This window comes from uncultured Helicobacter sp. (assembly GCF_937893305.1).
In the GTDB taxonomy this organism is placed as follows: domain Bacteria; phylum Campylobacterota; class Campylobacteria; order Campylobacterales; family Helicobacteraceae; genus Helicobacter_D.
On sequence record NZ_CALBGN010000015.1, the window covers coordinates 131,095 to 157,667 of the forward strand.

Sequence of the window (26,573 nt, forward strand, 5' to 3'; positions counted from 1 at the left end):
TAAAATTGAATTCCACCTTCTTTTATTGTGGAATCCAATGAGAAAAATTCTAAAGACTAAAACTACAAAATTACGTATTTAATAGAAATGCAAGCTTCTAAACTAGAAAGCTCATCAAGCACGCCTTGAGAAACTGCATCATCAACAATAATTAACGCTAATGCCTCTTTTCCATAACGCCCCAAACGAAAATCTGCAATATTAATATTATGCTTTGCTAAAGTTGTCCCTACAAATCCTATAACTCCGGGCGTATCATTATTTCTAAAGAGAATCATTTTACCTTTTGGCTCAATATCAAGTGCAAAATTATTAATATCGACAATCTTTGGAGTATTTTCATTAAACACTGTTCCACTTACACTAAATGCTCCCTTATGTGTCAATAGTGTAAGTTTTACTTGATTTTTATAAACTCCTTGAGATTCCTTGCCCTCTAACTTGACTTCTATCCCTCTTTCTTGTGCTACATAAGGGGCATTGACATAATTAACCTTATCGCCAACTGTTGCATTTAAAATTCCAACAAGAGCAAAAGTAGAAAGCGATGCAAGATATTCTTTAATTTCTCCTTCTGCTTCTAATGTAATAGAACGCACTTCATCTTTATTGACTTGGATTGCAAAAAATGCCATTTTTTGCACAAGCTCTAAATATGCTTTCATAAAGCTTGGTAATTCATTTTCTTTAATTGGCAAATTCAACGCATTAGGGAAGCTTGAACCACGCGCCGCCTCCAGCGCAGCTTCAGCAGCTTCAATTGCAATTTTTTCTTGCGATTCTAGCGTATTTGCTCCAATGTGTGGTGTTACATAAATATTTTTCAAATCCAAAAGTTTATTGGTAGTTCCAGGTTCTTTTGTAAAAACATCAATCCCAGCCCATCTAACTTTGCCAGATTCTAGTGCTGCATATAAGGCATCTTCATTATATAGCCCACCGCGCGCACAATTAATCAAAATCACACCATCTTTCATTTTTGCAATCTGTGGCGCATCAATCATATTGATTGTTTCTTTGTTTTTAGGAGTATGAATTGTAATAATATCACAACTTAAAATCTCATCAAAATTTCTCGTATAAGCAATTCCAACATCTGTAGCTTTAGCAGGATTAATATAAGGATCATACGCAATAACTTCCATTTCAAAAGCTTTCATACGTTTTCCAACACGACTTCCGATATTTCCAAAACCAATAATCCCTAATTTCTTGCCCTTAAGCTCTGTGCCATACCAATCTTCACGCTTCCATTTGCGTTCTAACTTGAGTTGTGTATTTGCATCTGGAAAGTTACGAATTGCACTTAAAATATGTGCGCAAGTAAGTTCCACAGCAGCAATAGTATTTGCTGTTGGAACATTCATTACAACAACTCCTTTTTTGCTAGAGTTTTCAATATCTACATTATCCACACCAACACCAGCACGCACCACAGCGCGTAATTTAGAAGCAGAATCCAAAAAGCTCACATCTACATCAGTAGAACTTCTAGTAATCGCAACATCTGCTTTATGTAATTCTTTTTTTAACGCATCTTTTGGTAAATCAGCTAAATTTAACATTGTTACTTCAGAATCTTTTGCAAGCAAATCTAATCCGCTTTTATGGATATGATCACAAACAATAATCGTGTATTTTGACATAAATTCCTCCATTTATTAGGTTTTAGACAAAGTGTAATTAATTGCGTAGTGCTTAAGTTTTTCTAAAACACTGCGCAAATAATTCTCATCTTCAGTGGCAACTACAAGCCAAATATTCTCTCCGATTTTATAGTAAGAATATTCAATATTATGCGCTCCAAAAACCTGATTGATACAAAAAAACTGATAGTCATTAATCACGCCAACAGAAACCCTAAAGACTTCTTTTGCATTCTTCTTAGTGTTATTTGCATACAAAAGTCTCACCTGCAATTCAGAGGCAGGATAAATAAACTCACGTTCACCTTGACCAGATAAGCGATCTAGCCAATATGGCGCAGGAGAATATTGTGAATCACTAGGCTTTGCAAGCTCATAAGGGCTGATTTCTGGAAGTTCATAAATATTCATCGCGCCAATATAATTACGGATTAAAACAAACAATAACGCGCAAGTAAAGATTGAAAAAAGGCCAATTAACAATCTTATTTGCATAGCACTAAGCCCCTATTAAGAAATTTGATCCTTGATAATATCCCCTAATGTCATCTTGTCACTTGCACTATCATTAAAGTTTTTAAGATTTGTCTTTTCTTTTTGCCGCTCTAAACGGCGCACAGACACACGAACTCTATTGTTTTGTGCATCAATTAAAGAAATCACTCCATTAATTGTATCTCCAACTTTAATATCTTCTTTTTTAAGCGGTGCTAGATCCTCATTGCGAATCAATGCGTCCATCTCATTATCAATTTTAATAAACACACCAAAATCTTTCACATCCCTAACAACTCCAACAACCGCATCATCTAAAGAATATTTTTTTGCAAACTCATCAACAGGAGAAGCAATCAAACCTTTACGCGTTAAAGAAATACGCTCTTTCTGACGATCAATTTTAGCAATTTTCACCTCAACATTTTCACCAATTTTCATCAAATCTTTGCATTTTTCATTTTTATTCCAATATGCATCTTCATTGTGCAACAATCCATCAATTCCATCTAATTTAATAAATGCTCCAAAATCCGTTAAAGTCGCAACAACACCCTTTAAAACATCTCCTTCTTTATGTTTCTTAGCAAATTGTTCAAAAGGTTTATCCAAAAGCTTTTTCAAAGATACTCTTAAACGACGATCTTTTGGATCAATCTCAATAACTTCTACATCAATTTCTTGCCCAACTTTCAAAAACTCTTCTGGATTTTGAATATTTTTATTCCAAGAAATTTCAGAAATATGCAAGAAACCTTCAATATCATTTCCTAAATCCACAAACACACCATAAGGCTCAATATTGCTTACTGTAACTTTAATCGCATCCCCTACTTCAAGTTCATTTTCAACTTCTCTCCAAGGATCTTCTGTTGTTGCTTTGATAGAAAGTGCTAAACGGCGTTTATCCTTATCATAGTTTAAAACCTTAATAGGCACTATATCTTCTTCTTTATAGAGCTTAGATGGATTAACAGGTCCCTTATAGCTAATTTCTGTGTAATGCACTAAACCTTCTACACCATTAACATCAACAAACATTCCAAAACTTGTGATTTTTTTGACTTTTCCTTCTAGGATTCCTTCTTCTTTTAAGAGATTATCTACTGCATCTTTTTTTACCGTATTTTCAAGCTCAAACAAACGCTTGCGTGAGATCACAATGCTATCTTCTTCTGGTTTTACATTAATAATGCAAGCTTTAATTTTCTTACCATCAACCTTACTGCCTTCTTTAAATGCAGCTGCAAACTTAGGCATAAAAAACTCTACATCTCCATTCTCAACAACATATCCGCCCTTATTGCGTCTAACAACAACACCTTCTACAATTTTATCTTTATAATCATCGCCTAGACTTTGAATATACTCGCGCACTTTTTCTTTGCGAATTGCCTTTTTATAAGAAACAATTGGTTGTTCATTGCGTCTTCCTGTAATCACAATAGGTAAAGTATCTCCAACTTTAAACAACAAATTACCTTGCGCATCTAAAATTTCATCAAGCGCAACAATTCCTTCTTTTTTCTCTCCGGGAACTGCAATAATCACTTGATTATTCTCAATTGCAACGATATTTCCTTCAGAAACACGCGCATTTTCTTTTTTCTCAAATTGCTCGAACATTGAAGCAAAATCTTCATTTTCGTCAATAACAATCTTCTCTAATTCTTGTGTATTAATTCCTACAACAGCCATCTATGCCCTTTTTTAAAAAATAAATTTTGAAATTCTAATCAATCTAGCCTTTTAAAAGTATAAAATTAGTAGTTTTTAATCGTATTTACAACTTTATCAATAATCCAATTAGGAGTAGAAGCACCAGCGGTAACTCCGCACAATTTCTTATCTAAAAACCATTTGGAATCTAATTCTAAAAAATCTTCTATCAAGTAACAATCCTTACAATATTCTTTAGAAATATTATAAAGTTGCTTTGTATTTGATGAATTTTTCCCACCAACAATTACCATTATATCAACTTCTTTTGCTAAGTTTCTTGCAGAATCTTGATTATCAAATGTTGCATTACAGATCGTGTTAAACACCCTGCATTCTGAACAATGGCTAATTAAATAATTTGCAATTTCCAAAAACACATTAATATTTTTTGTTGTTTGTGAAACCAAAGCAACTTTATCGCGCAATTTTGCTTTTTTTAATGCTTCTAAATCTTCCACCACCAAAGGCTCATTACTACAATAACTCATCACTCCTTTAACTTCTGGGTGCTTCATATCTCCAAAAATCACAATTTGATAACCCTTAGCACTCATATTTTCACAAATTTTTTGCGGCTTTGTTACATAAGGGCAAGTTGCATCAGTAATCTTACTAGTTTTTTCTTTGAGTTTTTGCAAATCTTGTTTTGGGATTCCGTGTGTGCGGATAATCACTTCTGCATCTTGTGCAATTGCCTGAATATCTTCATTAACCACAACATTAAACTTCTCTTTTAGGCGATTAATTTCTTTTGCATTATGAATTAAAGGACCCAAAGTTATGCCATTTGGTTTTTTTTCTGCTAGTTCAATAGCACGCTTCACACCAAAACAAAATCCATAATTTTTTGCTAATTTTACTTCCACATTTATCCTTTTTTAAGCAACCTTTGTAATGGATTTAAGAATTTCTAAAAAGTTCGGAAAAGAGATATTAATATATTCTGCATTTTCAATCTCCATTCCACTCTTTAATCCAGCAATCGCAAAACTCATCGCAATCCGATGATCTCCAAAGCTATCCACACAAGCTTCTTTTAGTTCTCCACCTATAATACGGAATCCATCTGTAAGCTCTTGTGCTTCAATCCCGCAAAGTTTAAGATTATTAACAACTGCTTTAATTCTATCTGTCTCTTTCACACGCAATTCCTCTGCATTTCTTACTAGGCTCTCACCCTTAGCGCAAGCCATTGCAATCGCTAATGCTGGAATCTCATCAATCAACCAAGAAATTCTCTCACTTAACTCCACAGCCTTTAATCTCTCTGGTGCTTGCATGCTGATATTACCAATACTTTCATAAATCTTTGAAGTTTCTGTATAAGTAATCTTAACACCCATTTTTTCAAGCACTCTAAAAGCTTCAATGCGTGTTTTATTCAATAAAACATTGCGTAAGATTCCACTTGCATTAGGCGTAATAGCAATTCCAAGCGCAAAGAAAAATGCACTCGATGGATCTGCTGGAATTTCTAAATTTAATGGCTCTAACTTGCCCTTTAAAGGCTGTATTTTTATCTCTACTTCTCCATTATTTTGTATTTTAGATTCTATTTTCGCGCCCATTCCCCTAAGCATTTTTTCACTATGATCACGGCTTAACTCTGGCTCTTTATAAACACTCTCTCCTTTAGCAAAAAGCGCGCTTAGAAGCATTGCAGACTTAACTTGCGCACTTGGAATCTTACTCGTATAAAAAAAGGATTCCAACTTTGGATTTCCCTTAATTACTAAAGGAGCAAAATCCCCATCACTTCTCCCTAAAATCTCTACTCCAATGCTCCTTAAAGGTTCAACAACCCTTTTCATAGGGCGTTTATTAAGATAAGAATCCCCACTTAAAATAAAGATTCCATTTTGCGCACTTAAAAGCCCAAGATACAAACGCATTGCAGTTCCAGCATTCCCGCAATAAAGAATCGTATCTGGCTCTTGAATACTTTCTGGTGGTGTTAGCAATAATCCTCCATCGCGTTTTTCAACACTTAAGCCTAGCTTTTTTGCAATCTCTAGTGTATCTAGCGTATCTTCACCCTCTAAGTAATTTCGCACAAAGCTTGGCTTATCACTAAGAAGTGCAAACATCGCGCAACGATGTGAGATAGACTTGTCTGGAGCGATTTTATCTGTATCTAGCCAAAAACTCTGCGTTTTGCTAATTTTCAGTTTCATCGCAACTCTACTCCAAAGACCGCCTTAAGTTCTTCTAAAACGACTTCTAAAGCTGTGTTAATATCCTTTTCTTCAAGCGTTTTAACATCTGATTGTAAAGTGAAACGAAGCGTTAAGCTTATTTTATCTTTTAATGTGGAATCTTCATAAATATCTAGCGGATAAAATCCTACAATATCAGGCACTTTCAGCTTTTCAATGCACGCTCTAACCTTAAAATATGGAATCGTCTTATCTAGCACCACACTTAAATCTCTCTGTGTTTTTTGAAACTTAGAATACATTTGCACTTGTGGAATTTCTTCACCAAGCAATTCTAGGTCTAAGGTGCATAGATAAGTCTCATCAACCCCAAACTCCTTAGCAACTTGTGGATGTAAAGTTGCAATCACTCCTATTTCTTTGCCTTTTTGAATCACTTTTGCGCATTGTCCGCTATGAAACAGCTTAATTTTAGACTCTAATGGCTCTAAGCTAAACTCTCCTATTACACACGCAATCCTATCACAAAACCCAAAAAAGCTCCCTTTCAAGCCTTTTGCATTTGGATAGCGTTCTTCACAAAGCAAACCGCTTTGTATAAAGGCAAGATTTGTGCCTTGCTCACGCTTTTTATTATACACAGTTCCGATTTCAAAAAGACTCACTGCATTAAAACCATTATTGCAATTTCTTTGTAAAGCTCTCAAAAGACCTAGCAAGAGTGTGCTACGCAAAGTGTTTAAATCCTGCGTGATAGGATTTAGCAAATCCAATGTTTCATCAAGCACTTCAAAGCCATAATTTTGAAGTTTTTCTCTATCTTCAAAAACAAAATGCACCACTTCATCGAACCCGACCCCAATGGCTTTTTGTGCAATTTTTCTTCTAAAATAATATTCTCTTAAAGCATCATCACTTTGATCATTTTGCACAAAAGAAAGCGGAATACTAGGGACATTATCAATCCCATAAAAACGAATAATCTCTTCAGCAATATCCTGTAACCCTGCAATATCGTGGCGGAAAAATGGCTGTTTTGCAATAATGAAATTTTCATCGCTTGTCATCTCCACATTAAATCCAAGCCCTTTTAGAATATTTACTACCTTGAGTTTCTCTAAACGCACACCAATAATACGCCCCATTAACTCCAAGTCAATTGTAATAGGATCTTTTGGTGGCACTTCAATAAAACCTTGCGTATCTGTGTATAAAACTCCATCTTCTCCTAAAAGCAAGTTTGATAGCACACAAAGCCCTGTTTTTAAATCCGGACAACTCCCACGTGATGAGCGCTGAAACACTTTAGGATCAACTTTTGCTTTCGTATCCATTACTTTTTGCGCAATGATTTCTGGGGCAATATAGCTTGCTTCAAGCACGATAAATTCTCTTTCTTTTAATGCACCCTCTTTAGCGCAAAACTCTCCAGCAGTTCGAAGCTCCACACCAATAGTAGATAATTTCTCTTTTTCATTATAAACACTCTCAAGTCCGCATTTATCCTTTTTAAGCGTTAAAACAACCTTTTGTCCATCAATCTGACAAAAACTTTGCGGATACGCATTTAAAATCACTCCACTAAAAAGCGTGCTAAAATTCAAGGCATCTTTTAACCAAGAATTTTCCAAGATTCCATTATGTCCTAAGAATAAATTCACACACAAAGGAAGTGCGCTAGGTTTTGTCTCCATTGCTTGAAAAAGCAAAGAAGAATCGTGCTTATCATTAGAGACAATTTGTAACACACGCCCAATTCCTGGTGCATTTTCAGAAACTTTTGGAGGATTTAAAGGTTTTAGTTCCAGCTCAAATGCTACACTTAAATCCCTTGCAATCCCTAGCAAACTCATACAATCCCCGCGATTTGGTGTGATAGAAATCTCATAAACTTCATCATTAAACAAAGGATATTCACTAAGCTCCTTGCCAATTATTAACTCACCAATGCTAGAATCCAACTCCACAATCCCATCATTAATCTTTGGAAATCCAAGCTCTGTTGTAGAACATAACATTCCACAACTCTCCACACCTCTAAGCGCTGCCTTTTTAATTGTAAGATTAGGAAGTTCTGCACCCTCTAGTGCAACTGCCACATAAATTCCTTCTCTTGCATTTGCCGCACCACACACAATCTGACGCGTTTCATAATTTCCCTCTGTTCCGCTAATTGCTACTTGTGCAACATTGAGTTTTGTTGCGTCTTTGTGTTTTTGACATTCTAAAATTTTTCCTACAACAACTCTCTTTGGTGCAACCATAGCACAAAAGGATTCCACCTCTAATCCAATCTTATTTAAAGTGCTATACATCATTGCGCTAGTAATATTCTCCAGCGGTAAAATATGGCTTAAAATACTGCGTGTAAAAATCATTTAAATTGCTCCAAAATTCTTAAATCACTCTCGAAAAACGCCCTTAAATCCGGCACACTATACGCAAGCATTGCAAAGCGTTCCACACCTAGCCCAAAGGCATATCCACTCACATCTTCATAGCCAACTGCCCTAAAAACATTATCATCTACAACCCCACATCCAAGCACTTCTAGCCAACCTGTGTGCGAACACACACGACAACCTTCTCCTTGACAAAAAATACAACTCATATCCACTTCAGCACTTGGTTCTGTAAAGGGAAAGAAACTAGAACGAAATCTGACTTTCACATCTCCAAACATATATTTCAAAAAATCTTCTAAAATAAATTTCAAATGCGCAAAACTCACAGAATCCTTGCCTTTTTCCACCACAAGCCCTTCTACTTGATGAAACATAGGCGTATGTGTCAAATCATAATCACATCTAAACACATTCCCCGGACAAATCATACGAATAGGAGGTTGTTGTGTTTCCATTGTGCGAATCTGCACAGGCGAAGTATGTGTGCGTAATAATTTCCCATCTTTAAAGTAAAAGGTATCTTGCATATCTCTTGCAGGGTGATATTTAGGAAGATTTAATGCTTCAAAATTGTGAAAATCATCTTCTACTAAAGGTCCCATTTTTAATGCAAAATTCATTCCTATAAAATACTCCACAATTCTATCTAGCATTAACATCACAGGGTGATTTGCACCCTTTAAACTACTTGAACTAAACAACGAAACATCAATCTTTTCTGCATTTAATTTTGCTTCTAGCTCTTTTAAGCTTAAAGCTTCTTTTTTATCGGCTAATGCCTTTTCAAAGCGTATTTTTAGAGAATTCAACTCCTTTGCAAGTATCTTTTTGCTCTCTCCATCACAATTTTTAAGTTCTGCAAACTTCGCCGTTAAACTCCCCTTTTTTCCCATTACTAAAACACGGATTTCTTCTAGTTCTGCTGTGGTTTGCACATTGTCAATCTTAGAAAATATAACTTCCATTGCTTTCCCATTCTTATAAAATAATGATGAGATTGTATTAAAAAATATTTTTACTTTGCTTAATATTTAGGTAAAATTACAGAAATTCAATCAATAAAAAGGTTTAAAAATGAGCGTATTTGAAAAAATTCTTAAAGGAGAAATCCCTTGTAACAAAGTTTTAGAAAATGATGATTTTTTGGCATTTCACGATATTGCGCCAAAGGCTCCCGTACATGTCTTAGCAATCCCTAAAAAGTTTGCAAAAGATTTTCAAGAGCTAAATCCCAAAGAAATGGTAGGATTAACAAGCTTTATTCAAGAAGTTACTAGACTCTTAGGACTTGATAAAAGCGGTTATCGCATTATTAGCAATGTCGGTGTTGATGGCGGACAAGAGATTCCTTATTTACATTTTCATATTTTAGGCGGAGCGAAATTACGCTGGGATAATTTAGCACAAAATATCTCTGAAAAAGAACGCCTAGAAGAAGCCAAAAAAGGAATGTAAATGAAAAACTTATTTGTGATTTTAGTTTCCTATACAAAACCCCTAGAAGTTATTGAGAGCATACTGCAAGAGCATCGCGCTTTTTTAAAAAAAGGTTATGAAAGCGGAAATTTACTAGCTAGCGGACCACAAAGTCCAAAAATAGGTGGAATCGTCATTGGAAAATTTGATTCAAAAGAATCCGCAGAAACATTTTTCAAATATGATCCTTATGCAAAAAATAACGCTGCAACCTACCAAATCTTAGAATTTACACCTGTGCTACACCACGAACTTTTAGAAAAATTTTTAGAAGTTTAGATTCCAACTTTTGAAAATGGAATCTAAATGCCTTGTGATGCTTTTTATATAATTCAAAATGCAAAAATAATATCTATAAGCAATACTTATAACATCTCTTTGACAAAGCGAGTGTAACACAACCTATTACAACGATAAAATTTTATTCCAACAAAATTCTAAACCTTAAAAAACTCCCTATACCATGCAATGAAATTCTTAATCCCTGTCTCTATACTTGTATTTGGCTTATAATCAAGTTCGCTTATTAGATCATCGACATTTGCATAAGTTGCTGGCACATCTCCGGGCTGAAGTGGGAGCATATTTTTTTGTGCTGTGATACCTAATTCTTTTTCAATTGCTTCTATAAAATCCATTAAACGCACGGGATTATTATTGCCAATATTGTAAATTTTATAGGGAGCTTTGGAACTGTGCGGATCTGGAGCTTTGCCACTCCACTCTGCATTTGGCTCTGCATTATGATCAATCACACGCACAACACCTTCTACAATATCATCTACATAAGTAAAATCTCTTAGCATTTCTCCGTGATTAAACACATCAATAGGCTTACCTTCTAAAATTGCTTTTGTAAATAAAAACAACGCCATATCCGGACGCCCCCAAGGACCATAAACAGTAAAGAATCGCAAGCCTGTTGTTGGCAATCCAAAAAGATAAGAATAAGTATGCGCCATTAATTCATTGCTTTTTTTGCTTGCTGCATAAAGACTAATAGGGTGATCTACATTATCGCTTGTGCTAAAAGGCATATTTTCATTAAGCCCATATACAGAAGAACTTGACGCATACGCTAAATGCTTAATACTATGATGTCTGCACGCTTCTAAAATATTGACAAAGCCTACAATATTACTCTCCACATACGCATAAGGATTAACCAAAGAATACCTAACTCCAGCTTGCGCTGCAAGATTACACACTTTATCAAACTTTTCATTTTCAAAAAGCTTAAAAAGATTCTCTCTATCCTCTAAGTTTAGTTGAATAAAACGATAGTTTGGATATTTCTCACTCTGCACTAAAGCATTATATTTAAGTGCATTTTGCGAAATCCCAGCATTTTCTAAACGCCCATATTTAATCCGCACATCATAATAATCATTAATACAATCAAGTCCGACTACTTCATCGCCACGCTCTAGCAATCGCTTTGCAAGAAACGATCCAATAAATCCTGCTGTTCCTGTTACTAAAATCTTCATTTTTACTGCTTTAAAACTTTAAAATATTGTTCTATAAAAATCTGATTTGCCAATCCATTAAACTTATGGATTCCAAGCACATCAAGACTCAACTCCACTGCATTAACCACCCAAGAAATCTCACTAATTGCAATCATTCCCATATGATTAATCCTAAAAATCTTACCCTTTAAATCATCTTGTCCACCAGCAATATTGACATTATAAGTCTCTTTTAACACCTTTCTAATCTTATCACTTTGTTCGTGATAGACACAAGTCATACTTAAGGCGGGAATTGTAGGATAGATTTTCAACCCTATTCCTTCCATCGCCATATCACACGCTAAAGAGCGCGCTTTTGTTTGATGATAAATCGTATCATAGCCAACTTCTTTTGCTTTTTGTAAAAATGCACAAAGTCCTATAATAATCGTTGTTGGAGCAGTCCAAGCTGTCGTGTTTTTAATCTGATTTTTCAGCTCTGTTTTGAGATTAAAATAAAATCCAACATCGCGCCCTTGGATCTTTTCCACAGCTCTTTGACTAAGTCCAATAATACTAAGTCCAGGTGGTAGCATAAATGCCTTTTGTGAGCCACCAATTAGCGCATCAACATAAGTAACATCTAAAGGCTCTACACCCATTGCAGTAATTCCATCAACAATCACCATAATTTCAGGATTATGCTCTTTTACCGCTTTTGCAAGCACTTCATAAGGATGCCTTAAGCCCCCTGCACTCTCACACGCTTGAATGCAAAATGCATCAATATCCGGGTTTGCTTTTAATGCATCTATGACTTGCTCTAGGCTTGCTGGTATATCCCAAGAATTTTTAATCTCCACATTTGGAATCTTAAATGCTTTAGCAATCTTGCCAAATCTCTCTCCAAACTTCCCACTATTAATACTTAAAACCTTTTTTGCACACAAAGAAGTTACGCAAGCTTCCATTGCACCACTACCTGAACTTGCAAGCATTAACACCTCTGGGAGTCCAATCACTTCTTTTAATAATGCACGTGTTTTAGCAAAAATCTCTTCAAACTCTGTTGTGCGATGATGGATTGTAGGCTCACTCATCGCAACACGGACAAACTCTGGAACAGGCGTAGGACCCGGAGTAAAAAGCAACATAAAATCTCCTCCAAAAAAATTTTACACAAATTATATCGCAAGTTTTACTAACTTTTCATTAACAAGATTAACAAAAAGAATTCCAACTTTTGCTATAATCACAGATTTATTTCATCTTTAAAGGCTAATTTTGAACGCTTCAGATTCCCCACTTAACCACATCATCATCACAAACGCTAAAGAAAATAATCTCAAAAACATTAGTCTTAGTATCCCCAAAAACAAGCTTGTTGTGCTAACAGGATTAAGCGGTAGTGGCAAGAGCACGCTAGCCTTTGACACACTCTATGCAGAAGGGCAACGCCGCTATATAGAATCCCTTTCTAGCTATGCAAGGCAGTTTTTAGACAAAATTGGTAAACCAGATGTAGATAAGATTGAAGGGCTAACTCCTGCCATAGCTATTGATCAAAAAACAACAAGTAAAAACCCTCGTTCAACCGTTGGCACAATCACAGAAATCTATGATTATCTTCGCTTACTTTTTGCGCGCATTGGCGTGCAGCATTGCCATTTATGTGGCAAGCCAATTTCTAAAATGCACGCAAGTGATATTATTGCAGAAGTTTTAAAAATCAAAGAAGATTCCAAAATCTTAATCCTATCTCCCATTATCCGCGAGAAAAAAGGGAGCTTTAATGACAAGCTTGAATCCTTACGCCAAAAAGGCTATGTAAGAGCGCAAATTAATGGTGTTTTGGTGCGTTTAGATGAAGAAATTAATCTCACAAAAACAAAAAAACACACCATTAAAGTCGTTGTTGATCGTGTTGTCGTTAAACATGACAATAAAGAGAGAATCGCACAAGCCATAGAAAAAGCCCTAAAAGAATCCTATGGAGAAGTAGAAATTGAAATGCTAAATGATAATGAAAAAAAGCCAGCACTTTTGCATTTTAGCGAACATTTAGCCTGCTTTGATTGCAAAGTTTCTTTCACGCCCTTAGAACCCCTTAGCTTTTCTTTTAACTCTCCAAAAGGTGCTTGTTCAAAATGCGATGGCTTAGGAATCCGCTACACAATTGATACTAAAAAAGTGATTGATAAAAGCCTGCCTTTAGTAGAAGGTGGAATCAAAATTTTTTATGGCTTCAATAAAAGCTATTACAACGAGCTTTTTCGTGCTTTTTGCCTTGCAAATTCTATCAATCCCAAAACAAATTTTGAAGATTTAGAAGAACATCAGCAAAAACTCATTCTCTATGGAAACAACGATGAAGTGGAATTTAAATGGAAAAGCGCAAAGCTTAAACGCCCATTTGCAGGGGTGATTGCCATTGCTTATGATATGTTTAAAGACAATAAAGACTTGGGCGATTATATGAGCGAAAAGACTTGTGAAGCCTGCAATGGGCATCGCTTGTTACCCCAAAGCCTAGCCGTCAAGGTCTCCAACAAAAACATTGGAGATTTGCTAGATTTACCTATTGAAGAATGCTATGGTTTTTTTACAAACACACAAAACTTTTCTCATTTAAATGCACAAGAAACACTCATTGCAGAACCGATTTTAAAGGAAATTTGCGAGCGTTTATACTTTTTATATGATGTAGGATTAGGCTATTTAAGCTTAGGACGCGATGCAAGAAGCATTAGCGGAGGAGAATCCCAGCGCATTAGAATCGCAAGTCAAATAGGAAGCGGATTAACAGGGGTGATGTATGTGCTAGATGAACCTAGCATTGGACTTCACGAAAGAGATACTTTAAAGCTCATTAAAACCCTAAGAAGTTTGCAACAAAAGGGAAATTCTGTCATTGTTGTAGAACACGATAAAGAAACCATTGAACACGCAGATTTTATTGTAGATATTGGACCAGGGGCTGGGAAATTTGGAGGAGAAGTTGTTTTTAGTGGAAATCTTACACAATTATTAAAGAGCAAAACCCAAACCGCACAATATCTAAATGGAGAAAAAAAGATTGAATATTTTATGCAAAGAGCGCAAGAATCTTGGATTGAAATCCGTAATGTAAATATTAATAATATCCACAATCTAAGCGTACAACTCCCTTTAAAAAACTTTGTTTGCATTACAGGTGTTAGTGGAAGTGGCAAAAGCTCCTTAATCCTACAAACACTACTCCCTGTCGCACAAGAACTTCTAAATAATAGCAAAAAGGTTAAAAAAGTTGATGGTGTAGAAATTATAGGCTTAGAAAAACTTGATAAAGTCATTTACCTTGATCAAAGCCCAATTGGACGCACTCCGCGTTCAAACCCAGCAACTTACACAGGCGCAATGGACGAAATTAGAAATCTCTTTGCACAAACCAAAGAAGCGCAAATTAGAAATTATGGAATCGGGCGTTTTAGCTTCAATGTCAAAGGTGGGCGTTGTGAAAAGTGTATGGGAGAGGGAGAAATCAAAATAGAAATGCACTTTTTGCCTGATATTCTAGTCAAATGTGATGCGTGCAATGGAACACGCTACAATGCACAAACCCTAGAAGTTGTTTATAAGGGCAAAAATATTGCTGAAGTGCTAGATTTAAGCGTTGATGAAGCGTGTGAGTTTTTTGCCAAGATTCCAAAAATTTATCAAAAACTCAAAACACTTAAAGATGTAGGGTTAGGCTATATTACACTAGGACAAAATGCTATTACCCTAAGTGGAGGAGAGGCTCAAAGAATTAAGTTAGCAAAAGAGTTAAGCCGCAAAGATACAGGAAAAACGCTCTATGTTTTAGATGAGCCAACCACTGGCTTACATTTTGCAGATGTAGATAGACTCGTGCGCGTGTTACACCACTTAACAGATTTAGGCAATAGTGTAATTGTGATTGAACATAATTTAGATATGATAAAAAACGCTGATTTTATTGTGGATATTGGACCAGAGGGCGGAAGCAATGGGGGATTAATCGTAGATAGTGGATCTCCACAAAGAGTTGCTAAACGATACAAAAAAACAGGTAGCCATACAGGAAGGTTTTTAGCAAAGGAACTAGGACTCTGTTAAAGAAGCTTGACGAATCCCTTCATAAAGCACGATCCCAACGCTTGTGGAGAGATTTAAACTCCTAGCATTATTCTGCATAGGAATTGTGTAGCAATGCGTGTGATTTGCTTTTAAAATCTCTTCAGATAATCCAGCATCTTCTCTACCAAAATGCAAATATGCCCCTTTTTGCATTTGTGCTGCATAATAAGGGGTTTTTGTCTTTGTGGTGAGAAAAAAATGAGGCAAAGCTCTTTTAGAAATATTGGAATCCAAAATTGGATGCGTTCTAAAAAAGGATTCCATATCTGCATATTCATAAACTTCTAAATGTGTCCAATAATCCATACCAGCGCGTTTTAACTCTTTTTGAGAAAGAGAAAATCCAAGTGGGTGAATAAGATGCAAAGCAGTATTGCTCGCATAACAAAGCCTACCGATATTTCCCGTATTTTGTGGAATGCGCGGTTGATGTAAAACAATATGAAACTGCATAGATGTCCTTAAAACTTAATGTGTGCTTTCAAACTTGGAATCCCTGATTTTTGGATTCTAACTTTTCTTTATGATTTTCTTTAGGAACTGAAAAATGTTTAGAACCTTGCAAGAGTGCTTTTAAGATGAGTGCGATTGCTTGTGTGTTACGCTTGCAAAATTGCGCAAATTGGTATTTTATAATATCGTGCTTGATTTGTTCTGTTTGATTGCTTTGCATAATTTTCCTTGTATTTTGGAAAATTATAGCAAATTTACGAGGTTTGTTAGATTTCTTTTTTGGCAAGCTCTATGCGAGCAGCTTTGCGTTTTTTAGCGTTTTCATATCGGCGTTTTTCCACATCTGTTTTTGGTTCTAGGGGTGGAACCTTTGTAGGTTTGCCATCACTATCTACACAAACCATATTAAAATACGCGCTGTTTGTGTGCATTACGGTGCGTTTTTGGATATCTTCAGCAATGACTTTTATGCCAACTTCCAAAGAACTATTACCTGTATAATTCACAGAAGCAAGAAAGGTAACAAGAGAGCCAACTTCAATGGGATATTTAAAATTTACACTATCCACAGAAAGCGTTACACAATAGTTTCCGCAATATCGCGCCGCACAAGCATAAGCAACTTGATCTAAAAACTTTAAAATATCACCACCATGCACACGCCCTTTAAAATTCGCAACTGCTGGGGTCATCAGGATAGACATTGTTAAGGATTTGATGTCAAAGACATTTTCTAGGTTATTCATTTAGAATCCTTTTGTTAAATTTAAGTTTGGTGGTATCTTAGCATTTTTTAACAAGAATTTTGCAAAAAGGGAGAAAAAATTTTACTTTTTTGCTGTGCATGGTGATTTGGTATAATGCGCTGGATTTTTGTGATTTTTATTAAAAGGATTGTTTGTGCGTGTTGTGATTACTGGTGGTGGCACTGGTGGACATTTGAGCGTGGCTAGAGCATTTTTAAGCGTGTTTGTAGCTAGAGGCTTTGAGTGTGTGTTTATTGGTTCTAGTGGCGGACAAGATAAGATGTATTTTGAAAATGAGTTAGGCTTTAAACATAAATGGTTTTTGCAAACGCGTGGAGTTGTCAATCAGCGTGGAGCTGGACTTATAAAATCGCTATGGGAGCAAGGACTTGCAGTCAAAAAAGCGTGTAAAATTTTAAAAGAGTTTCAGCCACATTTCGTCTTATCTGTAGGTGGATATTCTGCCGCTCCTTCAGCTTTTGGGGCGTGTTTGCTTAGAATTCCACTTATTATTCACGAACAAAATGCAGAAATTGGGCGGCTTAATAAGATTTTAAAGCCTTTTGCAAAAGTGTTTTTCTCATCTTACTTAGAGAGTTCTCCAATTAAATTCTATCCCGTGGGTCATCTGTTTTTTCAAAAAGCTAGGGTTAGAAATGCAGTTCAAAATATCTTGTTTATGGGAGGATCACAAGGTGCAAGGGCAATTAATAGCTTTGCTTTGAGTGTGATTTTAGAATTAAAAAAGCACGGGATTAAGATATTTTTACAAAGTGGAAAGGCAGATTTTAAACGCGTGATTGCTGAATGTGAAAAAGAAAATTTGCGCATAGGGGTGCTTGGTTTAGAACCAGAAAAGTTGGAATCTAAGCTTAAAAGCGTAAGTTTGGATTTTATTGATAGCGTTGATGTTGTCGTTTTTGATTTTTATGCTGATATGGCTAGCGTATATGCGCAATGTGATTTTGCTGTATGTAGAGCTGGAGCTAGCTCGTTGTGGGAAATGTGTGCTAATGGCTTGCCCGCACTTTTTGTGCCTTATCCTTATGCAGCAGGAAATCATCAATATTATAATGCGAAGTTTATTGAAGAAAAAGGACTTGGGTTTTTGTGTTTAGAGAAGGATTTGTTTGATGGAGTGCTATGGGAATGTTTAGATCTCCTAAAAGATAGCATCACACACATTAGCAAAAATCTTCAAAAAGAATGCGCCATAAATGCAACAGAGCAGATGCGTGAGATGATAGAAAGCAATTTTGCAATCAAAGATGTTTAAAGGAAATGTATCTTTATAAATCTAGCAAGCTATACACCTTGGTTCGCTCTAGCATTGCTTCTGCACCTTTTAAATCTTGGAGATTAATAATAAAACAAGATTCCACACATTTAGCACCAGCTTGCTTAATGAGATTTGCAGCAGCAAGAGCTGTGCCACCTGTGGCTATTAAATCATCAATTAATAAAACGCTTGGCATTTCTCTCTTTGCTCCCTTAAAGGCATCAATATGGATTTCAATCTCGCTAAAACCATATTCTAGCGTATATTTTTCTGAAATTGTTGTATAAGGGAGTTTGCCTTTTTTTCGGATTGGAACAAAACCTATATTTAACGCATAAGCCAAAGCTGCTCCAAAAATAAATCCACGACTTTCAATCCCAGCAATAAAATCAAGTTCATAGCTTGCATAACGCTCTTTTAAATGGTCTATGGTTACACTAAAAGCTTGTTGATTATTAATCAGTGTAGTGATGTCGCGAAATACGATTCCAGGTTGCGGATAATCGTGGATAACTCGTATGGAGTCTAACAAAAATTTCTTAATCTCTGGCTTTAACATTTGAGTCCTTTGTTTAAAATCTGCGTATTTTACATTATTTGCCACATAAATGCACTTAAAAATCCTAAAAATAAAAATGGCACAAAAGGAACTATTATTTCTTTTTTCTTGCGTAAAATCCGAATAATCACAATAAAAACTAATGCGTAAAAAGCAGAAAGAAAAATCGCCACTGCTCCATAAAATGCACCAAGCGTGCAGCCTATCACCCCAAAAAGAAGCAAATCTCCCTCTCCTAGCGTTTCTTTGCCTGTAAGATAACTCACAAAAAATCTAAGAAGCGTAGCAAAACCAATAAAACTTAAGCAAGTAACACACGCAAGCAAGGGTTCATTAAAATATAAAATTGCAAAAGCTAGACCGCAAGCTAAGGTTAGGAAGTTTAAAGAATCTGGGATTGCTAAAAAATATCTATCAATCACACTTAATGTGTAAAAAAGAAGCACAAAGAAAAAGAGTACTAGCCCACTTAGTGTAGCAAAAAAATAAAAGTAACAAAAAAGTGCTAAAACTGCACCAAAACACTCACTTAGAAAATAAAAAGTTGGAATTCTTTTTTTACAATAGCGACATTTTGCACCTAAAATAAAAAAACTCAATAATGGAATCTTATCACGCCAAAGTAGTGGCGTGTTGCACTCTGGGCAAAAAGAGTTTGGAAGAAAAATGCTAAGATTGCGTGGAATCCTATGAATTAAAACATTAGCAAATGCTCCAAAACTCGCCCCAAAAGCAAGAACAAAAAACCAAATAATAACTTCTATTAACACTTCTATTTCCTATTCTTTTTGCTAGAATTTTAACCAAAAAAGGCAGTGTATGCAAAAGCGTATTGGAATCTTTGGAGGTTCGTTTGATCCACCACACAAAGGGCATTTAGCGATTATTCAAAACGCCATAAAACAGCTTGACTTGGAAATACTTTTTATTGTGCCTAGTTTTTTAAATCCTTTTAAAAGTGCATTTCATTTCTCACCTAATGTGCGTTTATGGTGGCTACAAGAATTAGTTAAAAACATAAAAAGTGAAAAATGTGTGCTTAAAGTGCTAGACTTTGAAGTGCGCCAAAATGCGCCAACTCCTACTTTTAAGACATTAAAATATCTGCTAGATTCTCTAAATTGTGATGTGCGGTGTTTTTTACTTTTAGGGGCGGATAATGTGGAATCCTTGCCAAAGTGGGCGGAGTTTGCGTGGCTAGAAAAAAATGTAGAATTTGTTATAATTCCACGCAATGGCTACACAATCCCTAAAAATTACATAACTTTAGAGTTTAAAGAAATCACAATTAGCTCAACAAAGTTGCGTGAAATGCTAGAACTTAGGGAGTATGCAAAATTAAAAAAATGGATTCCGCAAACCATTGTAGAGTCTGTAATAAAGGAAGCAAATTGCAAGAAAACAGAAAAGCATTAGTGCAAGAAATTTGTCAAATCTTAGAAGACAAAAAGGCTGAAGATATAGAAATTTTTAATCTCAATGGAACAGATTATTTTGTAGATTTCGTGGTGATTGCAACAGCATTGATTGATCGCCACGCATTGGCACTTTTAGACACACTCAAAAAGCCACTTAAAGAAAAAGGTGAGAGTTTTTATCACATTGATGATGAAAATCCGGACTGGATTGTGGCAGATTTGGGCGATATTATCGTGCATATTTTTACAGAAAATCAACGCAAAAAGTTTAATTTAGAAGAGTTTTTACAAAAGCTTCTCAAAGAAAAAGGAATGATTTAATGTATAACGCATTAACAGAAGAAGAACAAAGAGTTCTATTGCACAAAGGCACAGAAGCTCCCTTTAGCGGAGAATATGAAAACTTCTTTGAACAAGGCGTGTATGTCTGCAAGCAATGCAATACACCCTTATACACCTCAAAAAGTAAATTTCATAGTGGTTGTGGATGGCCTAGTTTTGATTCCTGTATTCAAGGTGCAATTAAAGAGCAATTAGATGCAGATGGCAGGCGCACGGAGATTGTTTGTGCAAAATGTGGCGGGCATCTTGGGCATATCTTTTTTGGAGAAGGCTTTACAGAAAAAAACACGCGCCATTGTGTAAATTCTATCTCCTTAATCTTCCAAAAAGAATCTCTTTGATCTTGCAAGCACGCTATTTTTGATTCTCCATTTATATTGATGTATCTTGTTTTCTCCATCCAAAAATTAAACATCGTTTGTTGATTTAACCTGATAAATACTATATAATTTTAATTTTCTAAGGAGAATCCCATCGATCCGCTATTAATAATCATTTGTGTTTTGGCAATGGCTGTTGTATCTGGAATCGTGCTAAATCGCTTAAAAATTCCTGCAATTATCGGATATATTGTTACAGGTATATTAACAACTTATATTTTTGGATTCCGCTTAGAAGATTCCGTGGATTTAAATGAAGCTGCTGAACTTGGAATCGTGTTTTTGATGTTTATGATTGGACTTGATTTTAGCTTTAAGAAAATCACACAAATGAAGCAAGAAGTTCTTCTTTTTGGCGGACTACAGATTGGAATCTCTATTGCTGCATTTTTTGCAATTTGTTATTTTTTATTGCGTTTTGATTTTAATACTTCTATCATTATTGCAAGTGCTGTAAGTCTCTCATCAACGGCAATTGTTTTAAAACATCTTAATGAAGTCAATGAGACTAGAACGCCTTATGGTGCGGCTTCTGTTGGGATTTTAGTCTTTCAAGATATTGCTGTTATCCCTATTTTGCTTATCATTAAACTTCTAAGCGATACAAGTTTAAGTATGGGAGAAATGCTTTTAAGCACTGGAGTATCAGCTGTGACTGTGATTTTACTTTTGATTCTGCCAGGGCGTTTTTTAGCCAAAATCGCACTTAGATCAAGTGCAAAGATGAAAACAGATGAAATCTTCGTAGGAACGGTGTTTTTAATCGTTTTAGGCTCTGCATATTTAAGCAAACATTTTGGATTCTCACTTTCACTTGGAGCATTTTTAGCGGGTATGATTATCTCAAACACGCCGTTTAAATATCAAGTAGCAAGTGTTTTGGTGTATTTTAGGGATTTGTTACTTGGGGTATTTTTCATCACTATTGGTATGCAAGTTGATGTGATTTTTGCAGCAAAATATTTTATTATTGTTTTAATTTTGTGTGCATTAATGATTTTAGTTAAAACCTTAATAATATTTGCTTTTTTAAGTTTATTTAGGGGAGTTAGAATCGGTATGCGCATCGCTCTTTCTCTCTCGCAAATTGGAGAATTTTCTTTTGCGATTTTCTTACTTGCAAGCCAACACAAGATTCTAAATTTACAACTTGATGGCGGGATCTTAAGCTGGATTTTTGGACAAGAGTTTTTAGCGAAACTCACTCCACACGATATTTATCAATTTTTAACACTAATGGTGATTTTCTCAATGATTGCCACACCTTTTATTTTAGAAAGATTAGATTCTTGCACAAATTTTATGCTCCGTCTATTTAAGATTCCAACACGCACAAATCTTAATAGCGAAACCTATAAAATGCAACAAGAAGAAGCTCTTAGCAATATCGTTGTGTGTGGTTATGGGCTTTTAGGGAAGAAAGTTGTGAAGTTTTTAGCAGGTTGCAACATCAATACACTTGTTATAGAATCTAACTATGATCGCGTCAAAGATGCTCAAAGAGATGGAATCAATATTGTCTATGGAAACATTACAGATAAAATGATTTTCAAAGAAATTGAAGTGCAAAACTCTACAGCTGTGATTTTATGTGTAGAATCCACAAATGCAATTTTTCAAGCTTGCCACCATATTATGGATATTTCACATCATATTAGAATTATTGTTCAAACTGACGATGATAGCCTAGAAGAAACATTAAAAGGAATGGGACTTTATGGAGTGGTCAATAATCATCAAGAAAGTGCAGTAATTCTCTCAAATCTTGCTCTAAAAGCCATTGAAGAACAAAAAGCAATTAACGAAGAATATACAAAAGAAGAGCAAGAGAAAGAAGAACAACCTAGCTAAAAAACATTTTATCAAACATTATCCCAAGCACAATAGCATACATAGCAAGCAATGTTATTTTGTGTTTTTTAGCATCAATTTTTGAGAGCATAAAAATTCCAATTCTTACACCAATTAATGAAGCAATCCCTACAATAATCCCTTCTTTAAAGCTTGCATAGCCGTGTAATGCCAAAGAAGTAAAGCCAGAAATAGAAGAAAAAATCACAAAAAATAAAGATAAAGGGATAATTTGCTTACTGTTATATCCTAGATAATAAGCTAAAAGTGGGGCTAACATCATACCTCCACCAATCCCAAGAGAAATTGCAAACACGCCAACAACACAACCACATCCTATCAAAAAAACTTTCGCTAAAATCCCTTCTCCTATACGCTTTTCACCACCATAAGCACTTGTTTTAAACAACTTTATAAAAGAATACACAATAAAGATACTAAAAAGAACTTCTAGTGTTTTTGAACTTACATAATCAATAATAAAACCACTAAATGCTGCTCCTATAAGTCCGCCAATTCCCACATAGATTCCATCTCTTACATCAAGCAACTTGCGCCTATAATTCACATAAGAACCATAAACTGATGAAAAAATCATCTGCATAATAGAAATTCCAATGGCAATTTTAATGTCGTGCCCTAACATCATCACAAGCGGAACTAAAACCGCTCCGCCACCAATCCCAAAAAAACCTGCCAAAATTCCCGTTAGGATTCCAATACTAAAAAGCGCAACACTATAAAATCCATCAAAAAACAAAATTTCCACTGCTCTACTCTATTGATTCAATATTAAATTCAAAGAGTAATTCTACCAAAACAAGCAAGAAATCATTTAAAAAGTGTTAGAATTTCAGAATTTTACATTGATGGATAAAAATGAAAGAAGAAATTAAAATCACAAATTTCGTAAAAGTTGCAGGTTGAGCAGGCAAGGTAGGTCTGGAAGATCTCTCACATATTGCAAGCCACCTTATTAATAATTATGATGATAATGTTTTAATAGATTTTAAAGACAATGAAGACGCTGGAGTTTATCGCTTAAGCCCTACACTTGCTTTGGTGCAAACAGCGGATTTTATCACCCCAGTTGTCAATGATCCTTTTATCTATGGACAAATTGCTGCAGCAAACGCTCTAAGTGATGTCTATGCAATGGGGGGTGTTGTAAAATGCGCATTAAATTTAATGATGTGGGATAAATGTAGAATCCCAGAAGATTATGCAGAGGCAATTTTAGAGGGTGGATTATCTAAAATTAAAGAAGCAGGTGGAGTATTAATAGGCGGACACACCATAGCAGATAATGAACAAAAATATGGATTAAGTGTGAACGGAATTATCAATCCACAAGAAATTTGGCACAATAATGGTGCAAAAGTAGGAGATGCTTTAATTCTTACAAAGCCTATTGGAATGGGGGTTTTAACCACAGCATTAAAAGCAAATTTACTTGATATACAAACACAAAAAGAAATTGCTAAGATTATGGCAACACTTAATCGCACAGCTTGTGAAGTTGCTAAAAAATTTAAAATCAATGCTTGCACAGATATTACAGGATTTGGACTTTTAGGACATTTAAAAGAAATGCTAAATCCAAACATCAATATCTTCTTAGATAGTAACGCAATTCCATTGGTGGAAAAAGCAATTCCTTTTGCGCGTGATGGCATAATCCCGGGTGGAAGTTGCGAAAATGAAAAAGTCATCAAAGATTTATGCGCTTTTAATCTTAAAGAAACTTCAAAATTTAAAGGTGTAGAGATTTTACTCTTTGATGCGCAAACTTCTGGCGGCTTAGTTTTTGCCACACCAAAAAACGATGCAATCTCACTTGTAAAAGCCTTAAGAAATGCCGGTGTAGAATCTGCACAAATCATAGGAATCGTCGAACCTTATGACCCTAATAAAGCCACTAGAATCTCTATTATTTAAGGAATCATTATGCAAATACGCGTTTATTATGAAGATACAGATTGTGGCGGAATCGTTTATCACGCAAATTATTTGAAATATTGCGAAAGGGCGCGCTCTGAAGCGTTTTTTAAAGCTGGGATTCTACCTTTAAAAGATGGAATCGGATTTGTCGTTAAAACAATGCAAATAGAATTTCTATCCTCTGCAAAGCTTGGAGATTTGCTAGAAATTACAACAACGCTTTTAGAACGAAAAAATGCTTCATTAATATTGGCTCAAAGTATTTTTTTAGAAAATAAAGAAATTTTTAAGGCACAATTAACGCTTGTTTGTATAAATTCTAAAACACAAAAAATTACAAAGATTCCACTTTGGGCAAAAAATATATTCAAATCATTTTAAAGGACTTTTATGGAAGAAAATCAAGAAAATCATCAAATAAAATATCCTTGCACTTGGCATTATAGAATCATTGGAACAGATAAAGAAACTTTGTATTTAGCGGCATTAGAAATTCTTAATAAAGAATTTATCCATACGCAAGGAAAAGAAAGTAGTGGTGGAAAATACCATAGTATAAATATTGAATTAGAAGTAGAAAATCAAGAAGAAAGAGATTTGATTTTTCAAGCCTTGCAAAGAGATACTAGAATCAAATATGTTTTATAGATTTGTTTTCTATCTGCTTTTTTGCTTATTTCATAGTGCATTTGCAAACCCAAATCTCGCATTAAATTGCCTAAAAGAAAATTACCCCACACAGACAAATCAAATCATCCCTCTAAAAACACTTACCAAAATCCCAAAACACAACACCATAAAAGACTACGAAAATGCCTTAATTACAGGCACTTTAGCAGATACTTTCGCCTATCCCTATCCTTTAGGATTCCAATCTTCAGAACCCTTTAAAGATAGTTCGCGCATTAGAGATTACACTTTTTTAGCTAGCGTTTATGGAGAGAATCAAAAGATTGTAGAATCACATTTAAAGCCCATAATTTGGCTAGATGGAAATCAAATTTTATTCAATAGCAAAAACGGCGCACACGCGGCACTTAAACGCGTAAAATTACACTTAAAACAAGCCATCAAAAAAGACCCAAAACTTCTAGCATATTTACAAAATATCGGCGGAACTTATAAGTGGCGCAAAATCTCTCAAACAAATCGCTTAAGTGCTCATAGTTTTGGAATTGCTATTGATATTAATGTTGCAAAATCACACTATTGGCTCTGGGATTTAAAACAAAAAACTTTCAGAAACAACCTCCAAGATATTCCACTAGAAATTATTCAAGCTTTTGAAAAAGAAGGATTTATATGGGGTGGAAGATGGTGGCATTATGACACAATGCATTTTGAATATCGCCCAGAAATTCTTTGCTATGCAAAATCTCTAAAAGATAGAATCTAAATATTGGATTCCAACTTTAGTGCAAATTCTAATGTGCTTTTAAATTCTGGCTTAGGAGATTGTAAAATCTTAGCCTCTTCTCCTAAAAGTTCCTTTGCGGCATTACTTGTTGTTTTACCAATACAAAGTGCGCAAAAACTGCAATCCCAAGTAAAATTTAATAAAAATGCTTGAATATGTGATGGTGCCCCAAAAACAACAATGGAATCTTTTTTTAATTTTGGTGGATTTTCTAAAGTATTTAAAAGATTTTCATAGATGATAACTTCTTGAAAAGAGATTCCATTTTGTCTTAAAACTTCTGGAATTTTTGAAGCAATTTTTTTAGCACGCACAAACAATGGCTTTTTTTCTTTTAAAAGTGGGATTAACTCATTTACAAACACTTCTCCATACGCATTTGAAGCAATAAACTCTGCCTTTAACTCTAAGAATTCAAGCGCATTTGCACTTCCTTTTCCTATCACAAAGTTTGGCAAACTCTTCCAAAGGTCTTGTAGATTTTTGGATTTTAAATTTTCATTAAGTGCGTAAATTGCGTTTTTAGAAGTAAAAATTAAAGAATCACAAGCCTGTAATTTCTCTTGTATATTTTCTACAAATTTTGTCTTTAAAGTAATTAAAGGCAGAATTAAAATACGCTCATCAAGCGGCAAATGCGCTAAATTTGGATTTGTTTTTGTGATATAATAGACCATTTTTTATTCTAGCTAATTT

At 35.0% G+C, this 26,573-nt stretch carries 28 protein-coding genes; 12 read left to right on the forward strand and 16 right to left on the reverse strand.

The window, feature by feature from the left end; all coding sequences use genetic code 11:
- Window positions 1–62: 62 nt before the first annotated feature.
- From serA to pheS, 7 genes are all read right to left on the reverse strand, one after another.
- On the reverse strand, window positions 63–1,646 hold the full coding sequence (gene serA, locus Q0358_RS04175; RefSeq protein WP_299547647.1) for a phosphoglycerate dehydrogenase: 1,584 nt from the start codon (window positions 1,644–1,646) through the stop codon (window positions 63–65).
- A 15-nt stretch (window positions 1,647–1,661) separates the two neighbouring features.
- Entirely contained in the window at window positions 1,662–2,141 is a 480-nt protein-coding gene (locus tag Q0358_RS04180; RefSeq protein WP_299547650.1) for a hypothetical protein, read from the reverse strand.
- Between the two features lie 15 nt (window positions 2,142–2,156).
- Window positions 2,157–3,839, reverse strand: coding sequence for a 30S ribosomal protein S1 (locus Q0358_RS04185; protein WP_299547653.1), 1,683 nt, complete (start codon window positions 3,837–3,839; stop codon window positions 2,157–2,159).
- Window positions 3,840–3,904: 65 nt separating this feature from the next.
- On the reverse strand, window positions 3,905–4,729 hold the full coding sequence (locus tag Q0358_RS04190) for a 4-hydroxy-3-methylbut-2-enyl diphosphate reductase (RefSeq protein ID WP_299547655.1): 825 nt from the start codon (window positions 4,727–4,729) through the stop codon (window positions 3,905–3,907).
- A gap of 12 nt (window positions 4,730–4,741) precedes the next feature.
- The gene (gene aroA, locus Q0358_RS04195) at window positions 4,742–6,037 is read right to left on the reverse strand and encodes a 3-phosphoshikimate 1-carboxyvinyltransferase (RefSeq protein ID WP_299547658.1); all 1,296 of its coding nucleotides are present in this window, start codon (window positions 6,035–6,037) and stop codon (window positions 4,742–4,744) included.
- The gene (gene pheT / locus Q0358_RS04200) at window positions 6,034–8,397 is read right to left on the reverse strand and encodes a phenylalanine--tRNA ligase subunit beta (RefSeq protein ID WP_299547661.1); all 2,364 of its coding nucleotides are present in this window, start codon (window positions 8,395–8,397) and stop codon (window positions 6,034–6,036) included. The genes aroA and pheT overlap by 4 nt, the downstream gene beginning before the upstream one ends.
- Window positions 8,394–9,389: a phenylalanine--tRNA ligase subunit alpha gene (gene pheS, locus Q0358_RS04205; RefSeq protein WP_299547664.1), complete on the reverse strand. Its 996-nt coding sequence runs from the start codon at window positions 9,387–9,389 to the stop codon at window positions 8,394–8,396. The genes pheT and pheS overlap by 4 nt, the downstream gene beginning before the upstream one ends.
- Before the next feature lie 109 nt (window positions 9,390–9,498).
- Here pheS and Q0358_RS04210 point away from each other — a divergent pair, with 109 nt between their 5' ends.
- Both Q0358_RS04210 and Q0358_RS04215 read left to right on the forward strand, forming a co-directional pair.
- Complete coding sequence (locus Q0358_RS04210) at window positions 9,499–9,879, forward strand: histidine triad nucleotide-binding protein (protein ID WP_299547667.1); 381 nt, start codon at window positions 9,499–9,501, stop codon at window positions 9,877–9,879.
- Entirely contained in the window at window positions 9,880–10,179 is a 300-nt protein-coding gene (locus tag Q0358_RS04215) for a YciI family protein (RefSeq protein ID WP_299547670.1), read from the forward strand.
- A gap of 158 nt (window positions 10,180–10,337) precedes the next feature.
- Here the strand turns inward: Q0358_RS04215 and Q0358_RS04220 are convergent, their stop codons facing one another.
- On the reverse strand, window positions 10,338–11,390 hold the full coding sequence (locus tag Q0358_RS04220; protein WP_299547673.1) for an NAD-dependent epimerase: 1,053 nt from the start codon (window positions 11,388–11,390) through the stop codon (window positions 10,338–10,340).
- Window positions 11,391–11,392: 2 nt separating this feature from the next.
- Window positions 11,393–12,508, reverse strand: coding sequence for an alanine--glyoxylate aminotransferase family protein (locus tag Q0358_RS04225; protein WP_299547676.1), 1,116 nt, complete (start codon window positions 12,506–12,508; stop codon window positions 11,393–11,395).
- 130 nt (window positions 12,509–12,638) lie between these two features.
- On the opposite strand from Q0358_RS04225, the gene uvrA reads away from it, so the two are divergent.
- On the forward strand, window positions 12,639–15,470 hold the full coding sequence (gene uvrA / locus Q0358_RS04230) for an excinuclease ABC subunit UvrA (protein ID WP_299547679.1): 2,832 nt from the start codon (window positions 12,639–12,641) through the stop codon (window positions 15,468–15,470).
- Here uvrA and Q0358_RS04235 read toward each other — a convergent pair.
- The 3 genes from Q0358_RS04235 to Q0358_RS04245 are packed head-to-tail and all read right to left on the reverse strand — an operon-like array spanning window position 15,456 to window position 16,690.
- The gene (locus Q0358_RS04235; protein WP_299547682.1) at window positions 15,456–15,944 is read right to left on the reverse strand and encodes a tRNA (cytidine(34)-2'-O)-methyltransferase; all 489 of its coding nucleotides are present in this window, start codon (window positions 15,942–15,944) and stop codon (window positions 15,456–15,458) included. The genes uvrA and Q0358_RS04235 overlap by 15 nt on opposite strands.
- Window positions 15,945–15,972: 28 nt before the next feature.
- Complete coding sequence (locus tag Q0358_RS04240; protein ID WP_299547684.1) at window positions 15,973–16,164, reverse strand: hypothetical protein; 192 nt, start codon at window positions 16,162–16,164, stop codon at window positions 15,973–15,975.
- A gap of 46 nt (window positions 16,165–16,210) precedes the next feature.
- Entirely contained in the window at window positions 16,211–16,690 is a 480-nt protein-coding gene (locus tag Q0358_RS04245; RefSeq protein ID WP_299547687.1) for an acyl-CoA thioesterase, read from the reverse strand.
- Between the two features lie 154 nt (window positions 16,691–16,844).
- On the opposite strand from Q0358_RS04245, the gene Q0358_RS04250 reads away from it, so the two are divergent.
- A complete protein-coding gene (locus tag Q0358_RS04250) occupies window positions 16,845–17,966 on the forward strand; it encodes a UDP-N-acetylglucosamine--N-acetylmuramyl-(pentapeptide) pyrophosphoryl-undecaprenol N-acetylglucosamine transferase (RefSeq protein ID WP_299547690.1) in 1,122 nt (373 codons plus the stop codon).
- 13 nt (window positions 17,967–17,979) lie between these two features.
- Here Q0358_RS04250 and Q0358_RS04255 read toward each other — a convergent pair whose 3' ends face one another.
- Window positions 17,980–18,528, reverse strand: a complete 549-nt coding sequence (locus Q0358_RS04255) for an adenine phosphoribosyltransferase (RefSeq protein WP_299547693.1) — start codon at window positions 18,526–18,528, stop codon at window positions 17,980–17,982.
- A 29-nt stretch (window positions 18,529–18,557) separates the two neighbouring features.
- Window positions 18,558–19,298: an A24 family peptidase gene (locus Q0358_RS04260; protein ID WP_299547696.1), complete on the reverse strand. Its 741-nt coding sequence runs from the start codon at window positions 19,296–19,298 to the stop codon at window positions 18,558–18,560.
- Between the two features lie 49 nt (window positions 19,299–19,347).
- Between Q0358_RS04260 and nadD the strand changes: the two genes are divergently transcribed.
- From nadD to Q0358_RS04280, 4 genes are all read left to right on the forward strand, one after another.
- On the forward strand, window positions 19,348–19,944 hold the full coding sequence (gene nadD / locus Q0358_RS04265) for a nicotinate (nicotinamide) nucleotide adenylyltransferase (RefSeq protein WP_299547699.1): 597 nt from the start codon (window positions 19,348–19,350) through the stop codon (window positions 19,942–19,944).
- Window positions 19,920–20,267 (forward strand): ribosome silencing factor, encoded by a 348-nt coding sequence (gene rsfS / locus Q0358_RS04270; RefSeq protein WP_299547702.1) that lies wholly within the window; start codon window positions 19,920–19,922, stop codon window positions 20,265–20,267. The genes nadD and rsfS overlap by 25 nt, the downstream gene beginning before the upstream one ends.
- A complete protein-coding gene (locus Q0358_RS04275; protein WP_299547705.1) occupies window positions 20,267–20,629 on the forward strand; it encodes a methionine-R-sulfoxide reductase in 363 nt (120 codons plus the stop codon). Before rsfS ends, Q0358_RS04275 begins: the two co-directional genes overlap by 1 nt.
- A 153-nt stretch (window positions 20,630–20,782) precedes the next feature.
- Complete coding sequence (locus Q0358_RS04280; protein WP_299548201.1) at window positions 20,783–22,519, forward strand: NAD-binding protein; 1,737 nt, start codon at window positions 20,783–20,785, stop codon at window positions 22,517–22,519.
- On the opposite strand, the gene Q0358_RS04285 is transcribed toward Q0358_RS04280, so the two are convergent.
- Window positions 22,512–23,288: a sulfite exporter TauE/SafE family protein gene (locus Q0358_RS04285; RefSeq protein WP_317381115.1), complete on the reverse strand. Its 777-nt coding sequence runs from the start codon at window positions 23,286–23,288 to the stop codon at window positions 22,512–22,514. The two genes, Q0358_RS04280 and Q0358_RS04285, sit on opposite strands and share 8 nt — an antisense overlap.
- Window positions 23,289–23,461: 173 nt before the next feature.
- Between Q0358_RS04285 and selD the strand changes: the two genes are divergently transcribed.
- Genes selD through Q0358_RS04305 form a run of 4 tightly spaced genes read left to right on the forward strand, consistent with a single transcriptional unit; the run spans window position 23,462 to window position 25,856 of the window.
- On the forward strand, window positions 23,462–24,457 hold the full coding sequence (gene selD, locus Q0358_RS04290; protein WP_299548207.1) for a selenide, water dikinase SelD: 996 nt from the start codon (window positions 23,462–23,464) through the stop codon (window positions 24,455–24,457).
- Between the two features lie 9 nt (window positions 24,458–24,466).
- Window positions 24,467–24,841, forward strand: a complete 375-nt coding sequence (locus Q0358_RS04295; protein ID WP_299547708.1) for a YbgC/FadM family acyl-CoA thioesterase — start codon at window positions 24,467–24,469, stop codon at window positions 24,839–24,841.
- 9 nt (window positions 24,842–24,850) lie between these two features.
- Entirely contained in the window at window positions 24,851–25,108 is a 258-nt protein-coding gene (locus Q0358_RS04300) for a DUF493 domain-containing protein (RefSeq protein ID WP_299547711.1), read from the forward strand.
- Window positions 25,098–25,856, forward strand: coding sequence for a M15 family metallopeptidase (locus tag Q0358_RS04305; RefSeq protein WP_299547715.1), 759 nt, complete (start codon window positions 25,098–25,100; stop codon window positions 25,854–25,856). Before Q0358_RS04300 ends, Q0358_RS04305 begins: the two co-directional genes overlap by 11 nt.
- Here Q0358_RS04305 and Q0358_RS04310 read toward each other — a convergent pair.
- A complete protein-coding gene (locus Q0358_RS04310; protein ID WP_299547718.1) occupies window positions 25,853–26,554 on the reverse strand; it encodes a uroporphyrinogen-III synthase in 702 nt (233 codons plus the stop codon). The genes Q0358_RS04305 and Q0358_RS04310 overlap by 4 nt on opposite strands.
- Between the last annotated feature and the right edge of the window lie 19 nt (window positions 26,555–26,573).